Annotated in this window: 11 protein-coding genes; 10 read left to right on the top strand and 1 reads right to left on the bottom strand. The window is 70.0% G+C overall.

Features of this window, described 5'->3' with window-relative positions:
• Positions 1–589 precede the first annotated feature (589 nt).
• From cas6 to ACYVOO_RS00675, 7 genes are all read left to right on the top strand, one after another.
• On the top strand, positions 590–1,279 hold the full coding sequence (gene cas6, locus ACYVOO_RS00705) for a CRISPR-associated endoribonuclease Cas6 (RefSeq protein WP_461013711.1): 690 nt from the start codon (positions 590–592) through the stop codon (positions 1,277–1,279).
• Complete coding sequence (gene cas7i, locus ACYVOO_RS00700; protein ID WP_461013710.1) at positions 1,276–3,768, top strand: type I-B CRISPR-associated protein Cas7/Cst2/DevR; 2,493 nt, start codon at positions 1,276–1,278, stop codon at positions 3,766–3,768. Before cas6 ends, cas7i begins: the two co-directional genes overlap by 4 nt.
• Positions 3,769–3,773: 5 nt before the next feature.
• A complete protein-coding gene (cas5, locus tag ACYVOO_RS00695; RefSeq protein ID WP_461013709.1) occupies positions 3,774–4,448 on the top strand; it encodes a CRISPR-associated protein Cas5 in 675 nt (224 codons plus the stop codon).
• Positions 4,430–6,889 carry a CRISPR-associated helicase Cas3' gene (gene cas3 / locus ACYVOO_RS00690; RefSeq protein WP_461013708.1) on the top strand — a complete coding sequence of 820 codons (2,460 nt, stop codon included), beginning with the start codon at positions 4,430–4,432 and terminating at the stop codon, positions 6,887–6,889. The genes cas5 and cas3 overlap by 19 nt, the downstream gene beginning before the upstream one ends.
• Complete coding sequence (locus tag ACYVOO_RS00685; RefSeq protein ID WP_461013707.1) at positions 6,886–7,311, top strand: CRISPR-associated protein Cas4; 426 nt, start codon at positions 6,886–6,888, stop codon at positions 7,309–7,311. The genes cas3 and ACYVOO_RS00685 overlap by 4 nt, the downstream gene beginning before the upstream one ends.
• Before the next feature lie 82 nt (positions 7,312–7,393).
• Positions 7,394–8,374: a type I-B CRISPR-associated endonuclease Cas1b gene (cas1b, locus tag ACYVOO_RS00680; protein ID WP_461013706.1), complete on the top strand. Its 981-nt coding sequence runs from the start codon at positions 7,394–7,396 to the stop codon at positions 8,372–8,374.
• Positions 8,365–8,643, top strand: coding sequence for a CRISPR-associated endonuclease Cas2 (locus tag ACYVOO_RS00675; protein WP_461013705.1), 279 nt, complete (start codon positions 8,365–8,367; stop codon positions 8,641–8,643). The genes cas1b and ACYVOO_RS00675 overlap by 10 nt, the downstream gene beginning before the upstream one ends.
• Positions 8,644–9,676: 1,033 nt before the next feature.
• Here ACYVOO_RS00675 and ACYVOO_RS00670 read toward each other — a convergent pair.
• Positions 9,677–10,033: a pyridoxamine 5'-phosphate oxidase family protein gene (locus ACYVOO_RS00670; protein WP_461013704.1), complete on the bottom strand. Its 357-nt coding sequence runs from the start codon at positions 10,031–10,033 to the stop codon at positions 9,677–9,679.
• A 948-nt stretch (positions 10,034–10,981) separates the two neighbouring features.
• Here ACYVOO_RS00670 and ACYVOO_RS00665 point away from each other — a divergent pair.
• The 3 genes from ACYVOO_RS00665 to ACYVOO_RS00655 are packed head-to-tail and all read left to right on the top strand — an operon-like array spanning position 10,982 to position 13,715.
• Positions 10,982–11,365: a hypothetical protein gene (locus ACYVOO_RS00665; protein ID WP_461013703.1), complete on the top strand. Its 384-nt coding sequence runs from the start codon at positions 10,982–10,984 to the stop codon at positions 11,363–11,365.
• Complete coding sequence (locus tag ACYVOO_RS00660) at positions 11,356–12,483, top strand: MAB_1171c family putative transporter (protein WP_461013702.1); 1,128 nt, start codon at positions 11,356–11,358, stop codon at positions 12,481–12,483. Before ACYVOO_RS00665 ends, ACYVOO_RS00660 begins: the two co-directional genes overlap by 10 nt.
• Positions 12,484–12,506: 23 nt before the next feature.
• Positions 12,507–13,715 (top strand): amidohydrolase family protein, encoded by a 1,209-nt coding sequence (locus tag ACYVOO_RS00655; protein WP_461013701.1) that lies wholly within the window; start codon positions 12,507–12,509, stop codon positions 13,713–13,715.
• Positions 13,716–13,874 lie beyond the last annotated feature (159 nt).

Genomic DNA, 13,874 nt, shown 5'->3' with positions numbered 1-13,874 from the left:
AGGGGCGATGACGGCACCGCGAATACCACGGTGGCAGTCGCCAGTGCGGCCCGTTGCGAACCCTCCAGGGGCGATGACGGCATCGCGAGGTGCCACAGCAGCCCGGCCATGATCGGGCGTTGCGAACCCTCCAGGGGCGATGACGGCTAGGAATGCGCGCCCGCGACGGCCACCCATTCCAGATGTTGCGAACCCTCCAGGGGCGATGACGGCCCGAGGGTAAAGTCGCAGCTCAGCGCGGTCTCGGGTCGGGATTTCAGCTGCCGATTTGCAGCGGTGCGGCGGTAGTGCATCTGTGCTGGTCAGAGCGTCAGGGCTTCTCTGTGCTGGAGAACGGGTCCGCATTGGCCCTCCAGGGCTGATGATGCTCGCCGAGGGCGGCGCCCCACTAGCTCTCAAGGTTGCAATCTCTACAGAAGTTGCGGTCTCCGCAGAAGGATGAATCGTGCACTTAGCGGATCATCTGCGGTATAGCACATGAAGAACTCCAGCAGAGCACTATGCCGGAAACCAGGCGTGCTTACCCGCACCGGCTCTAGGTTCCTTCCCCATCAAGGCCCCAGTAGTAGTCAAGTGAGGGGGAGGGGCGATGCGCGTGCGGGTGCATGTGGATACCGAGTCGCCGAGTCTTTCGTGGGAGGACGTGCACGGGCCTGCCAGGGCGGTGGTCTACGGCTTGCTGGGCAGTCAGGATGCGGCGTTGGCGCGGTCGCTGCACGACAACGGGTGGGGCGGGCACTCGCTGAAGCCGTTGGGGTTGACGAGTCCGCAGTTCAAGGGGGCCCGGAAGAAGGCCGGGGTCTACACCACCTCGCGGGACGGGGCGGTGTGGTTCGGGTCGCCGGTGCCGGAGATCGCGGCGGCCCTGGTGGCCTCGCTGGCGGCGCGGACAGAACTGGTGTGGGGGGCCACGCGGTTGCGGGTGCGGGGGCTCACCGTGGATGTGGCCGCACCGCACAGCGGCGAAGAGGTGGAGCTGACCAGCGCGACGCCGGTGGTGGTCAAGCACGAGAGCCGCTACCTGCTTCCCGGCGAGGCGAACTACGTGGAGCGGCTGGAGCACAACCTCGCGCACAAGGCGGACGTGCTGGGTCTGCCGGCGCCCCGTGGGCTGCAAGTGCTGGAGGCGGGGCCGCGGCGCCGGTTCACGGTGCGGGGCTCGCCGCGGATCGGGGCGTGCGTCCGCATCCGTATGGAGGCGGACGCACGGTTCGTGGACGCGTTGCGTTCGTGGGGCCTGGGCCTGGACACGGTGCAGGGCTTCGGGTGGATCAGGTGAGTGCGCCCGCGGTGGAGGGCGGCCCGCTGGCGGCCACGGGGCATCCGCTTCAGCGTGCCGGTGCCTGGGCGGTGGCGGTGCTGGCGGGCCGGGAGCATCCGCGGGAGGTGTCGTCGGGTGATCTGGATGCGGTGGCCGGGCAGTTGGTGCGGGAGATCTCTCTGGCGGCGGTGGCCGGGAAGGAGAGCGCCGCGTACGAGTGGTGGAAGGTGCTCTTCGCGCTGTTCCCGAATTCCAAGGCCACCCACTCCAAGCGGAGCGGCGACCGCACTGTCCTGGAGCCGCAGATCGAGGCCATGTTCGCGCCGGACGACGGGACGGGAGCGTTACCGGAACGTCCGTGCACGTACTGCGGGGCGCCGTCCTCGGTGGTGTGGACGAAGAGCACGCTGGCGATGTTCGACACGAACAAGGCGCTCAACACCCTGCCGCCGGGTGTGCCGGGCTGGCCGGTGTGCCGGGGGTGCCGGATCGCGGCCTGGGCGCTGCCGTACGGGGCGTGGGTGACGGCGGGTTCGGCGACGGTGCTCTCCTGCGAGGAGGAGGCGGTCGAGCGGGCGTTCGCGGAGCGCAATGTGCGCAGGGCGCGGCGTATCGCGCTGGCCGGGTTCGGTGCGCTGCGGCCCGGAGGGCGGGCGGAGCGGGTGGTGCTGGCCGCGCTGCGCGCGCAGAGGGTGGAGTCCCCGGCGGCGTCGACGCTGTGGAGTTTCAAGAACGACAACCAGGAGCCGTGGCTGCGGGTGACCCGTGCGCGCCGGGCCGTGCCGCTGTTCCTGGCGACGGTGGACGGGAACGAGCCGCTGCGGCGCGGCTGGCACATCCTGGAGGCGGCACTCACGCGCCGGGACCAGGAGGGCGCGGTGATCGCCAGCGGGGCCGATGAGACGGCCCGGCTGCTGTTCGAGGCCGAGGACGGCCGCTCCCGCACGCTGCTCTTCCAGCTTCACCAACTGCTCCAGGACCCGAAGCGCGCCTGGAGCCTGAGCCAGCGCGAGGCGCTGACGCGGCTCGCCTTCGACTACGCCGAGAGGGTTCTTGGCATGGAACCGGATCTGGAAGCAGTTGCCGTCTTGGTGGCGGACTGGATCGAGCACGGCAGCGGCAGCCCGCGAGGGCGGCTGGCGGAGTACCGCAATGTCGTCCTGAGCGACTACGGGCTGGGGCAGCTCCTGATCAGGGCCCACTTCCGTCTCACGCTCGACGGGCGCCCGGTCGCTACCGGGCCGGAGGGGTGGAAGCCGCTGATCGCGCGGCGTCCGCGGGCGTGGGAGAGCCGGATGCTGCTGGCCGCGCGCGTGTTGCAGCTTCTCCAGGAGCGGGGGGTGGTCGTGGGCGAGAGGAGCGCCGACGAGGACGTCGAAGAGACCGTCCAGGAGGAGCCGGGCTTCGGGCAGTACGACGACGATGACGATGAGTGGGGGGGCGGCGTAATGGCGTATCTGGCGGGGAAGATGGTGCTGGCCATCGAGGCGGGGGCACCCAACAACGGCCGGGGCGAGGAGACGAAGGCGAAGGTGAAGTTCGCCCGTGTCCGCGGCAGGGTGCACCCCTACATCTCGGCGCAGGCGGCCCGCCGCTGGGTGCGGGACGGCATGGTCGAGCTGGGCTCGTCGGCCTCTCCCGTGCAGCGGGTCGGAAAGCCGCAGGGCAAGGCGCAGAAGGCGAACACGGCGGCGAACCCAGCGAAGTACCCGGATGATGACCTGTTCGGCTACATGCGGGCCGGGGCCAAGAAGGACGACGCGGCCACGACGCTGCGCGACAGCCCGTTCATGCTGGGCACGCTGATGTCGGTCGAGCCCGCCCGGCCGACCGAGGACTTCGGGGTGATGGCCCGTGGCGTGGTCGAGCCGGTGCTGCACGGGCACGAGTTCTACACCGCCGACCTGGCGGCCCCGTTCCTGCTGGACGTGCCCCGTATCGGCACCTTCACCATGCCGGACAGCAATGGGGCCGGGCGGCCGAACTATCTGAGCCAGGAGCAGGCGCTCCAGGTGGCGGAGGCCGTCAAGACGGGCGCGAAGGCCGTCGAGTTCCGGAGCCTGCCCGCCGTGCGGCTGCCGATCGCCGAGCGCCGGGCGCGCGCCGCGCTGCTGCTGGAGTCGCTGGCGCATCTGTCGGGAGGGGCGAAGCAGGCGCTGCACTACGGCGACCGCGTCCCGTCGCTGATCGTGCTGGTGCCCTTCAAGGGCGGCATCAACCCGCTGGCCAACTTCATCGACGGCGTCGAAGGCAGTGGCCTGCGGGTGCGCGGAGAGGTGCTGCGCGCGGAGCTGGAAGCGTGGGACGGGGAGTGGGAGGCCCCGGTCCGGGTGGGCTGGCGCCCGGGTTTCCGGGACGATCTGCGGGAGGCGTTCGCCAAGACGTGCCAGAGCGAGATCGACGCCGGTCAGATCGTCATCGACCATCCGCGCACCGTCCTGCGCACGCTGGCCGACGAGTTGCGCGGCGGAGGGCTCGACGGCTGGTTCGACGACCCGGAGCGGTGACCCGCATGCCGAGCGAGGAGATCAGCGGGTGGCGGGCGGAGTTCTTCGCCCCCGTCGCCTCCTTCCGCGATCCGCTCTTCCCCGGCCTGTCCCACGGCCTGCCGCTGCCGCCGCCCTCCACGGTGCGAGGGCTGCTCGCGGCGGCCACGGGGCAGGTGTCCGAGCCCTGCCCGGTGGGCATCGCGGCCTGGGCCGAGGGGAGCGGCGTGGACGCGGAGACCTACCACCCGATCGCGGCCGACGGCTCCAACCCGGCCGTCTCCGGCAAGGTAAAGGCGATCAAGGGCGGTATGACCATCCGCGACCGCCCGTTCCTGACCGACGTGCACCTGACCGTCTGGCTGCCGGGCCCGGAGGGCGCACGCATCGCCCAGGCGTTGCGCCGCCCGCGCTGGCCACTGCGCCTGGGCCGCTCCCAGGACCTGGTGCATCCGCTGACGGTCCGGCCCAGCACCCTGCGCAGCACGGAGCAGGCCGTGGTGGGACACGCCCTGGCCCCGCCCGACGGGCACGAGGCGCCGGAGGCGATGGTCTACCGGATGGCGTCAGGCATCTCCCCCGACCGCCTGCACACGAGGTGGGCGGATTACCTGTGGTGCGAGGTGCCCCTCGGCCGCGCGGCGGTACGCGAGGCGTACCAGGACGAGGAAGGCCAGGCGGTATGGCTGCTCACGGGGTGACGAGCGGCTCGCGGGGGGTGCCCGTCGGTGTCAAGCGCACGCTGGCGACCGTACGGGCCAAGTCCCGGCCCGTGCACGATCCGGAGCGGCTCACCACCCACCTGCTGACCGTGTACCGGGCGGTCGAGCAGATCGAGGACCGCGTCGGCTGCCCCGGCCTCCTCGCCGAGGCGACGGGCTTCTGGGACGAGGTGCGCGCGGCTGCGCTGCTGCACGATACGGGGAAGGTGGCCGAGGGCTTCCAGGACCAGCTCCTGCCCGGCGGAATGGTCTGGGGGCAGCGGCACGAGGTGCTCTCCCTCGCCTACGTCGACCTCCTGGCACCGGCCGCCGGCTGGTCGCCGCGCCAGCGGCGGACGGTCGCCACGCTGGTCGCCACCCACCACCGTGCCCTGTTCGCCTCGCAGCAGGGGAGGCCGGGAAAGGAAGCGCTGACCCAGCTCTACACCTCCCAGACCTTCTGGGCGCGCGCCTTCACCCGGCGCCCGCTCCCCGGGGGAGGAGAACAGGTCCAGGTCACCCCGCGACTGAACCGGGAACTGGTCGCCTGGCTCTCGGGCGCCCTGGCCCTGGACCACCCGCCCGACCCGGCGGGCCCCACCCTCGCGGAACGGGCACAGCACCTGTTCAAGGAACTCATCGAAGCGTGGCGCGGGCCCGTCACGCCGGATACCGGGCTCCTCACCGTCCTCGCGCAGGGCGCGCTGACCCTGGCCGACCACGCCGGGTCAGCCCACCAGGACCTCCAGAGCCACATGCCGCTGACCCCCGACTACCTGAAGCGGCTGCCCCACACCCCCCACCCCCACCAAGAAGCCGCGGCCGAGACCGACGGGCACTTGGTCCTGATCGCCCCCACCGGCAGCGGCAAGACCGAGGCCGGTCTCGCCTGGGCCGCCCGGCAGCTCACCCTCATGCCCGGCCGCCCCCGCCTGGTGTGGACCCTGCCCTACCGCGCCTCCCTCAACGCCGCCCGCACACGGCTGGAGGAGGCCGAGGCCCTGGAGCCCGCGCCCGGACAGGAGCAGCCCGACATCGGCCTGCTCCACGGCACCGTCGCGCACACCCTGCTCACCGAGGCGCTCAACGACTGCCCCGACCACGCCCAGCAGGAAGCCACCGTCGCGATGGCACGGCAGGCCCGCGCCCGCGCCGCCGCCATGCGCCTGTTCACCCAGCGGCTGCGCGTCGCCACCCCCCACCAGCTCCTGCGCGGCGCCATCGCCGGACCGGCCTACTCCTCCGTCCTGCTGGAGCAGGCCAACTCCCTCTTCGTCCTCGACGAACTCCACGCCTACGACCCGGAGACGTTCGGGCGGCTGTGCGCCGCGATGGCCCTGTGGGAACGCCTCGGCAGCCGCGTCGCCGTCCTCTCCGCCACGCTCGCACCCCCGATGACCAACCTCATCGACGACAGCCTCCACCACCCCGTCACCCTCCACCGCGCCCCGCCCGGCACCAGCCCCGAACGCCACCGGATGGTGACCGACGAGCAGCCCCTCACCGCCCCCGACAGCGTCGCGCGGCTGCGCACCTGGCTGCGCGAGGGCTACAGCGTCCTCGCGGTGGCCAACACCGTGGCCACCGCCCAGCAGCTCTTCCAGGAACTCGCCGAGGACGCCCGTGCCGCCCGGCCCGACGATCCCGACGCCGCCCTGCTGCTCCACTCCCGCTTCAAGAACGCCGACCGCGCGGACATCGAGCACCGGCTCCTGAAGCGCCACCGCGAGCGTGAGCCAGACATGCCCGCCCGCCGTGGCGGGCTGGTCGTCGCCACCCAGACCGTCGAGGTCTCCCTCCAGCTCGACTTCGACCGCGGCGCGGTGGAGGGCGCCCCCATCGAGTCCGTCGCCCAGCGCGCGGGCCGCGTCAACCGGCGGGGCCGCCACCCCGAGGGAGTGGTCGAGTTCCGCGTCCACCGGCCCGCACGCCACCTGCCCTACGAACGGGACGCCATCGAGGCTGCCTGGGACGCGCTGGAGACCCATGCGGGCACCAGCACAGGCGGTTTGAGCGAACAGGACATCGACCGCCTCCTCGCCCTCGTCTACGCCACCGAATGGGGCGAGAAATGGGCTGAGCGCGCCCGCGACGCCCGTGACGCCTTCACCGACAGCTTCCTCACATTCCACGACCCCTTCCACGACCGCACCGAGTTCGCACAACGGCTCACCAAGGACTTCGACAGCGTTGATGTCCTGCACGCTGACGACGTCGAGGACTATCGCGACCTCGTCCTGGGCAAGGACGGCGACCCGCTCCTGGGCGCCGGTTTCCTCATCCCCCTGCGCTATGGCCACGTGGCCGCGCTGCGCGCCGCCGGGCTGGCGGACTTCGACCGGAGGCTCGGCGTGCACGTCTTCACCCCTCCTCACGACGATCCTCTTTACGACGAGACCGTCGGCCTGCTCCCGCCGGAAGAGCCGGAGACCATCCTGTGAACGCCCCCGACCCCGACTCCGCCCCACCCGCACAGGCCGCGGCCGTCGGCGGAGTCCACATCAAGTACCTGCACCACTGCCCCCGCCAACTGTGGCTCTACGGGCGCGGATACCGCCCGGAACAGCGCAGCGACCTGGTCGCCCTCGGCGAAGTCGTCGACGAGACCACCTACACGCGCCGCCGCGACGTCGACCTCGGCGAAGCCAAGATCGACTGGGTGACCGCAGGCGCGATCGTGCACGAGACGAAGTCCTCCCGGACCCCCTCGCCCGCCCACGCCGCCCAGGTCCGCCACTACTGCCTGCTGCTGGAACGCCGCGGGGTCACCGTGCGTGGCGGAACCGTTCACTACCCCCTGGCCCGCCCACCACCAACATCCCCCCCGGGACGCGGCGGCCCGAGCCGAGGCCGAAGAGGATGAGTCCCGGGCCCGCTCCGTCCTCGGCGCCGCGCAGGCTCGTCATCAGCCCTGGAGGGCTCGCAACACTACTGCTGGGAGACTGATGCCCGCCATCGGCCGCACCTACCGGCTCGCCGAACCCTGCCGTATCCGACGCGAGGACAACAGCGTCCGCATCGAACGCCCCGACAGCGGCCCGGTCCGCATCCCCATCACCGACATCCGCGACCTGGTCACCTTCGACCACGTCGACATCAACACCGCCGCCCTCTCCCTGCTCAGCCGCAACGGCGTCACCCTCCACGTCCTGGACCACTACGGCAACCACGCAGGCCACTTCAGCCCCTCGGACTCCATGGCCTCAGCCAGCGTCGTCCGACGCCAAGTGGACCTGACCGCCGCTCCCGACACCCGGCTGCCGATCGCCCGCTCCCTCGTCCTGGCCACCGCGCACAACCTGCGCTGGGTCCTGGACACCGAACTGCTCGACGCACCCCTCGCCACACTCCGCGAAGCCCTGCCCACCTGCTCGGACACCGACGAACTCATGGGACAGGAAGGCAACTTCCGCAGAACAGCCTGGGCGGTCCTCGACACCCAGCTCCCCGCCTGGCTCAGGCTGGAGGGCCGCACCCGGCGACCTCCCACCAACGCCGGCAACGCGTTCATCAGCTACCTCAACGCCCTCGTCTACACCCGCGTCCTCACCGCCCTGCGCACCACACCGCTCCACCCGGCCATCGGCTTCCTCCACTCCGACACCGACCGCCGCCGCAACACCCTCGCCCTCGACCTCTCCGAACCCCTCAAACCCCTCTTCACCGAACGCCTCCTCAAACGGGCCGCCAGCCAGAAACTCCTCAAGCCATCGGACTTCGAGACCGAGGTCGGCAAAGCATCCCTCAGCAAGGACGGCCGCAAGAAGGTCGCCGCCCTGATGAAGAACGAACTCGCCACGACCGTCTACCACCGCTCCCTGAAGCGGAAGGTCAGCTACGAAGAGATCATCCACCTCGAAGCCCTCAAACTCGTCCGCACCTGCCTCGAAGAGACCCCCTACAAGCCCTTCCGGCCATGGTGGTGACCGACATCTTCGTGATCCTGGTCTACGACACAGCAGTCGAACGCAACCCCAAGGTCCTCAAGACCTGCCGCAAATACCTCCACTGGACCCAGCGCAGCGTCTTTCACGGCGAACTCTCGGCCGCCCAGTACCGTGCCCTGATGACGGCCCTACGCGGCGTCATCGACCCCGATTACGACAGCATCGTCACCTACAGCGCCCGCTCCCCCGACCTGATCGAATCCGGCTCTCTCGGCGTCTCCCTCGGCGGCCCCGGAGACATCCTCTGACCAGCGCAGATGCACTACCGCCGGACCGCTGCAAAAAACGGCATGGCGGCGTGCTTCATCGCCACGCTGACCTGCGCCTTTACCCTCGGCTCGTCATCCGCCCTGGAGGGCTCGCAACCAGCGCCCTAACTGCGCCTCCAACGCGTCGATCTGGCTCGTCATCCGCCCTGGAGGGCTCGCAACTGTCCATGAGGGTGGTTATCAGGGTTACCCCTCCCTTCTCGTCATCCGCCCTGGAGGGCTCGCAACTGGACGACGGTGTAGGCGTAGGTCACCCCGCCCGCGGCTCGTCATCCGCCCTGGAGGGCTCGCAACGAAGGCCGCGAGGCGGCGGCGTATGTCGCTCACCGCTCGTCATCCGCCCTGGAGGGCTCGCAACCGGGGTGCGCGGCCTGTACCTGGTGGATCGCCGCGATCTCGTCATCCGCCCTGGAGGGCTCGCAACGCCAGGACCTGCTTGCGGAGCTCCTCGCGGCGGTCCCCCCCGCCATCAGCCCTGGAGGGCTCGCAACACGCCCCACGCGGTGCAGTGCGTGCGGATCATGCGGCCTCGCCATCAGCCCTGGAGGGCTCGCAACGCGTTACGGGGCGCGTGCGTGCATGACGGTCATGGTCTCGTCACCAGCCCTGGAGGGCTCGCAACAGTGGTCGAACGACGGCGGCCAGACCTGGGCCCCTGCTCGTCACCAGCCCTGGAGGGCTCGCAACATGATCCCGAATATGTGGCGTACCTGCGCGGGGACGCTCGTCACCAGCCCTGGAGGGCTCGCAACGCTGCGGCTACCGCTGGCTCCGGGACGGCTGCAATCCTCGTCACCAGGCCTGGAGGGTTCGCAACAGTCCCATCGGGGGCAGCCAGCCGAGCCGGGCGGCGGCCAGGCCGTCATCCGCCCTGGAGGGCTCGCAACGCACGCTCCTGGTGGGCGTGGGCACCGTGGCCGCGGCTCGTCATCCGCCCTGGAGGGCTCGTAACCGCTCTGGTGCGCCAGCCGCGCTTCGGCTGGTCCGCTCTCGTTATCAGCCCCGCAGAGTTCTAAGCCGCAGGTCGCGCACGCTGCTGGTGGGGAAGCGCCGCCTGTCCCATGGCGCGCTCGATCGAAATCTCGATCACGACCCGTTCCGGGTCCGGGGCCGGGGTACGTCCGTACCGCCGCGCGTACCGGGAAACCGCGTCCTCGACCGCGGCAGAGTCTGTGAGGACCTCGGCCGTTCCTTCCAGGGTCGCCCAGCGGCCACCGTCGACCTGGCAGACGGCGACGCGGGCTTGGTCAGCCGCCAGCACATTGGCGACCTTCTTGCTTGATTTGCGGGTGATAACCCGAGCGGTGCTCGCGGCGGCGTCGACAGTCACGCCGACCGGCACTACGTGTAGGCGGCCGTCTGGGCGCAACGTAGTCAGAGTGCACAGGTGGTACTCATTCAAAACTCCAGGTAGTCGTCGTCCTAGAGCTGCATTACAGCGGACATGGCCGAAAGGGTAATAGCGAGGGATGCCCGGAGTGCCCGATAGTGGCCATGCCCACAAGCTGCCCGCTATGAGCCATTTAGCAATTCTTCATGCGTTTCGGTGATCGGGCTTACCCGCCTCGAAGGTGTCAGGTGGGTCACATCGGGTCCCACTTCTGGCGGGACTGTCATGGGCATAACGGCACGGAAAGTGCCAGGTCAAACAGTCACGCAGGCGTTTGTTATGGCGTTTTGACAGGTTATGAGTCTCGGATGAGCTGTTGCTCTTCATCGCTTCGGTGCCTGTTTTCCGTCACACGTAGTTCGGTAACTTGGCGTCCGGTCTGAGCCGGGCGGGCTTTCATCGAGTCGCTCGGCGGTTGCCCCGTTACTGGTTCGCTCTAGTGATGTCTGGGCTACGAGCTGTGATGAGGCGCCTGTGATGGGGGCCCTCTCGATCAAGCCGGGCAAGGACTGTTTGCGCCGTTTGTGCGCAAGCGGTGTGTCTTCACACGCTCCTGCTCGCGCAGAGGGCTGAGGGCCACCAATGCGGGTGCGGAGGCGCTCGGCGGGGGGACCATGAACCGCCGGTAGAAGGGCATAACTCATGTGGCCAGGCAAGAACGGTCGCGGCGCATCTGATCACGCGGTTTCTGCGCATCACGGTGCTGACCGATCGCTGTGGCGTCGGCGCACGGCCACGAACCGGACGGTGGAGAGGGATCTGCACCGCCTGATTCGCCGAGAGCTGCGCGACCTCGGGATCCATCCCCCGCTGGATGTCGCAGAGCTGTGCCGAGCCCTGGGCAACAGGCGTGGACGTCCTCTCTACCTTCGGCCGGCGCCGCTGGAGACGCCCGGTCCCTCCGGCGTCTGGGTCGAGTACGAGGACATGGACGTGATCCTCTACCAGCAGGAGACGACGCGTCTGCATCAAGAGCACATCATCCTGCACGAGGTCGGCCACATCCTCGTGGCCGAGAACGAGGCGGCGGACGCCGCAGCCGTCGGAACCGCTTCCGGTGATGCTGATCCGCAGCTCGACGGCGGCTTCGTCGAGGGGTGGGCCAACGCGCTCCCGGCGTTCGACCCGAGCATGATCAGGCGCGTCGCCCGGCGCTGTTCGTACGAGGACGGCGAGGAGTGCTCCGTCGAGCTGGCGGCGACGATCGTCCTCGAATGGTCGTCCGTGCTGGACGGTTCCACCCCGCTGTCGGACGACCCGGCGCTACGACGGGTGGAGTCCGCGCTCGGTGACCGCCGCGGGTGGCTGTAGCTGTGGACGTCCTGCTCCTGGGGCTCGTCGTCGCTGTGGCCTGGAAGCTCTGTCAGTGGAAGCGGTCCCCTGGTGGCGCGCCTCTGCGCTCGGTGACGCTCTGCCTGCTCTGCGCCGCGCTGTCGTATCCCGTGGCCATGCCCGGAGGCGCATCCGGCGTCGATACCGTCGCCGGACACGGGACGGCGAAGCTGATCCAGAACGTGCTGCTGCTTCTGACGGTCTACTTCTTGATGTGCTTCTACCTGTACTCGGCCGACGGGCCTGGTGCGCGCCGTCGCGCCCGCCGTGAAGCCGTCATCGTGGCCTTGGTCGCGGTGGCGATCACCGTGGCGGCGCTGTCGGTGCCGCATGAGGTCTTCGCGGGCTCCTTCAGCACCGCGGACATGACGGTTCCGCAGATCGCCTTCTTCTACGTCACCGCGGGCCTGTACCTCATGTACGCCCTGGGAGCCGCCGGTCTCTGGACCCGTCGGTACGCCGGTATGTCCCGCCGCCCCCATGCCACCGGTCTGTGGATGGCCGCCGTCGCCCTGAGCAGCATGGCCGTGGCCTGCGCGGTCCGTGCGGTCATCGTCGCCATCCGGTGGACCGGCACGAGCGTGCCGCATCCGCTCATGTCGGCGGTGGCTTTCCTGCTGGTGGCCTCCATCCTTCTCTTCGTCGCGGGAGTCACCTACTCGGGCGCCCGCGCACGGATCACCTCCACGCGGCTCTGGCTACGGCACCGTCGTGACCACCGCCGACTGCGCCCGCTGTGGGAACTGCTCTCCGAGACGTACCCGGAAAACGTCCTGCGGCCCGCGTCGACGACATGGTGGGACCGGATGCGCGCCCGTGGGGTGCACCGGCGCTACCACCGTCGGATCGTGGAGTGCCGTGACGGCCTGGTCGGCATCAGCCCGCATCTGACCGACGAGGACGACGACGAGCGCGCCGTCCTCGATCTGGCTCCCGCCGAGCTTGCCGCCCGCCTGCGCCACACCTCCACCCGCATCGGCCAGGGCGGTATGACTCCACGCCGGGCCCTGTCGCTGGCAGGCGCACCGGGAGATGACCGCCAATCGGACGTACAGCAACTGATCGCCGTAGCCGACGCACTGCGTACCGCCGCATGATCCCCAGCGACGAAGGAGACGAGATGCTCATCACGGGTGACCGCGTACTGATCGACTCGGGGACCTACCTGGAGAACGGCGCGGTCCTCATCGAGGGCGATTCGATCGCCGCCGTGGGGCCGCGCGACCAACTCCTGGCGCAAGTCGCTGACGACGTCCCCCGGCTCGCCTTCTCCGGAACCGTCCTGCCGGGGCTCATCGACGCCCACGTGCACCTGGCCTTCGACGGCGGCGCCGACCCCGTCGCGTCGCTCCAGTCATCGACCGACGAGGCCCTGCTCCAGGACATGCGCCTTCGCGCGCAACAGCTTCTGCGCAGCGGCGTCACCACCGCCCGCGACCTCGGCGACCGTTCCGGCCTGGCGCTTCGTCTGGCTGCGGAGACTGCCGACGGCCGTACGCCAGGCCCTCGAATCGTGCCCGCGGGCACCCCCGCGACCACGGTGGGCGGCCACTGCCACTTCCTCGGCGGGGAAGTCTCGGGGGAAACCGAGGTCCGGGACCTCGTGCGGCGCAACCTCGCGGCTGGGGCCGGGGTGATCAAGGCCATGGTCACCGGCGGGGGGCTGACCAAGGACGGCCCGAAGAGCTTCGAGAGCCAGTTCTCCACCGAGGAACTGACCGCCCTCGTGGACGAAGCACACAAGGCCGGTGTGCCGGTGGCGGCGCACGCGCACGGTGCCGACGGCATCACCGCGGCCGTGGAAGCCGGTGTGGACACCATCGAGCACTGCACCTGGATGACGAGCACTGGCCTCGACCTCCGCCAGGATGTCCTGAAGCGGATCGTCGAACAGGGCATCACGGTGTGCCCCGCCGTCAGCCCGCACTGGGCCATGCTCCCGAAGATCTTCGGCGAGGAACGGGCGACGGCGATGTTCGACGTGGTCCGGCAGATGGCGGACGCCGGTGCCCAGCTCATCGCCGGAACCGACGCCGGAGTCCAGCGCGCGGGCTTCGACGGCCTCGTCCCGGCCTTGTCCTTCTACGCTCACCTCGGCCTGCCGAACAGCTCGATCATCGACATGGCAACGTCCGCCGCTGCTGCCGCGCTCGGGCTGGGCGAGTCCACCGGCCGGATCGCTTCCGGCTACCGCGCCGACCTTCTCCTGGTCGACGGCGACCCGCTTGCCGACCTTGACGCGCTGAAGGTCGTCCGGGCGGTCTTCGCCGCCGGACGCCGGCACGGGCCGGACACGGGATCAGAGCAGCAGCAGTCGATGAGTGGGTGAAGAGGCCCCGAGGCAAGCCAAGAGGGGGCACGGGGTTGGCATCCTGAACCGGTGTACTGCGGGCTCTTGAGCGGGGGATCGTGTTGCGGGGCTTCACGCGGACGGATTCCCGGTACGTATCCTGCGCCTAGTGGGATGCATGAGGGTGGTTCGTCCAGT

It is taken from the genome of Streptomyces daliensis (assembly GCF_054782395.1).
The sequence above is the reverse complement of the archived record's forward strand: the minus strand, read 5'-3'. Positions and strand labels throughout refer to the sequence as shown.

Excerpts from the sequence above, each read along its gene's own strand:
- cas6 (WP_461013711.1), top strand. The coding sequence starts at position 590 with ATGCGCGTGCGGGTGCATGTGGATACCGAGTCGCCGAGTCTTTCGTGG.
- cas5 (WP_461013709.1), top strand. The coding sequence starts at position 3,774 with ATGCCGAGCGAGGAGATCAGCGGGTGGCGGGCGGAGTTCTTCGCCCCC.
- cas3 (WP_461013708.1), top strand. The coding sequence starts at position 4,430 with ATGGCTGCTCACGGGGTGACGAGCGGCTCGCGGGGGGTGCCCGTCGGT.
- cas1b (WP_461013706.1), top strand. The coding sequence starts at position 7,394 with ATGCCCGCCATCGGCCGCACCTACCGGCTCGCCGAACCCTGCCGTATC.
- ACYVOO_RS00675 (WP_461013705.1), top strand. The coding sequence starts at position 8,365 with ATGGTGGTGACCGACATCTTCGTGATCCTGGTCTACGACACAGCAGTC.
- ACYVOO_RS00665 (WP_461013703.1), top strand. The coding sequence starts at position 10,982 with ATGGACGTGATCCTCTACCAGCAGGAGACGACGCGTCTGCATCAAGAG.
- ACYVOO_RS00655 (WP_461013701.1), top strand. The coding sequence starts at position 12,507 with ATGCTCATCACGGGTGACCGCGTACTGATCGACTCGGGGACCTACCTG.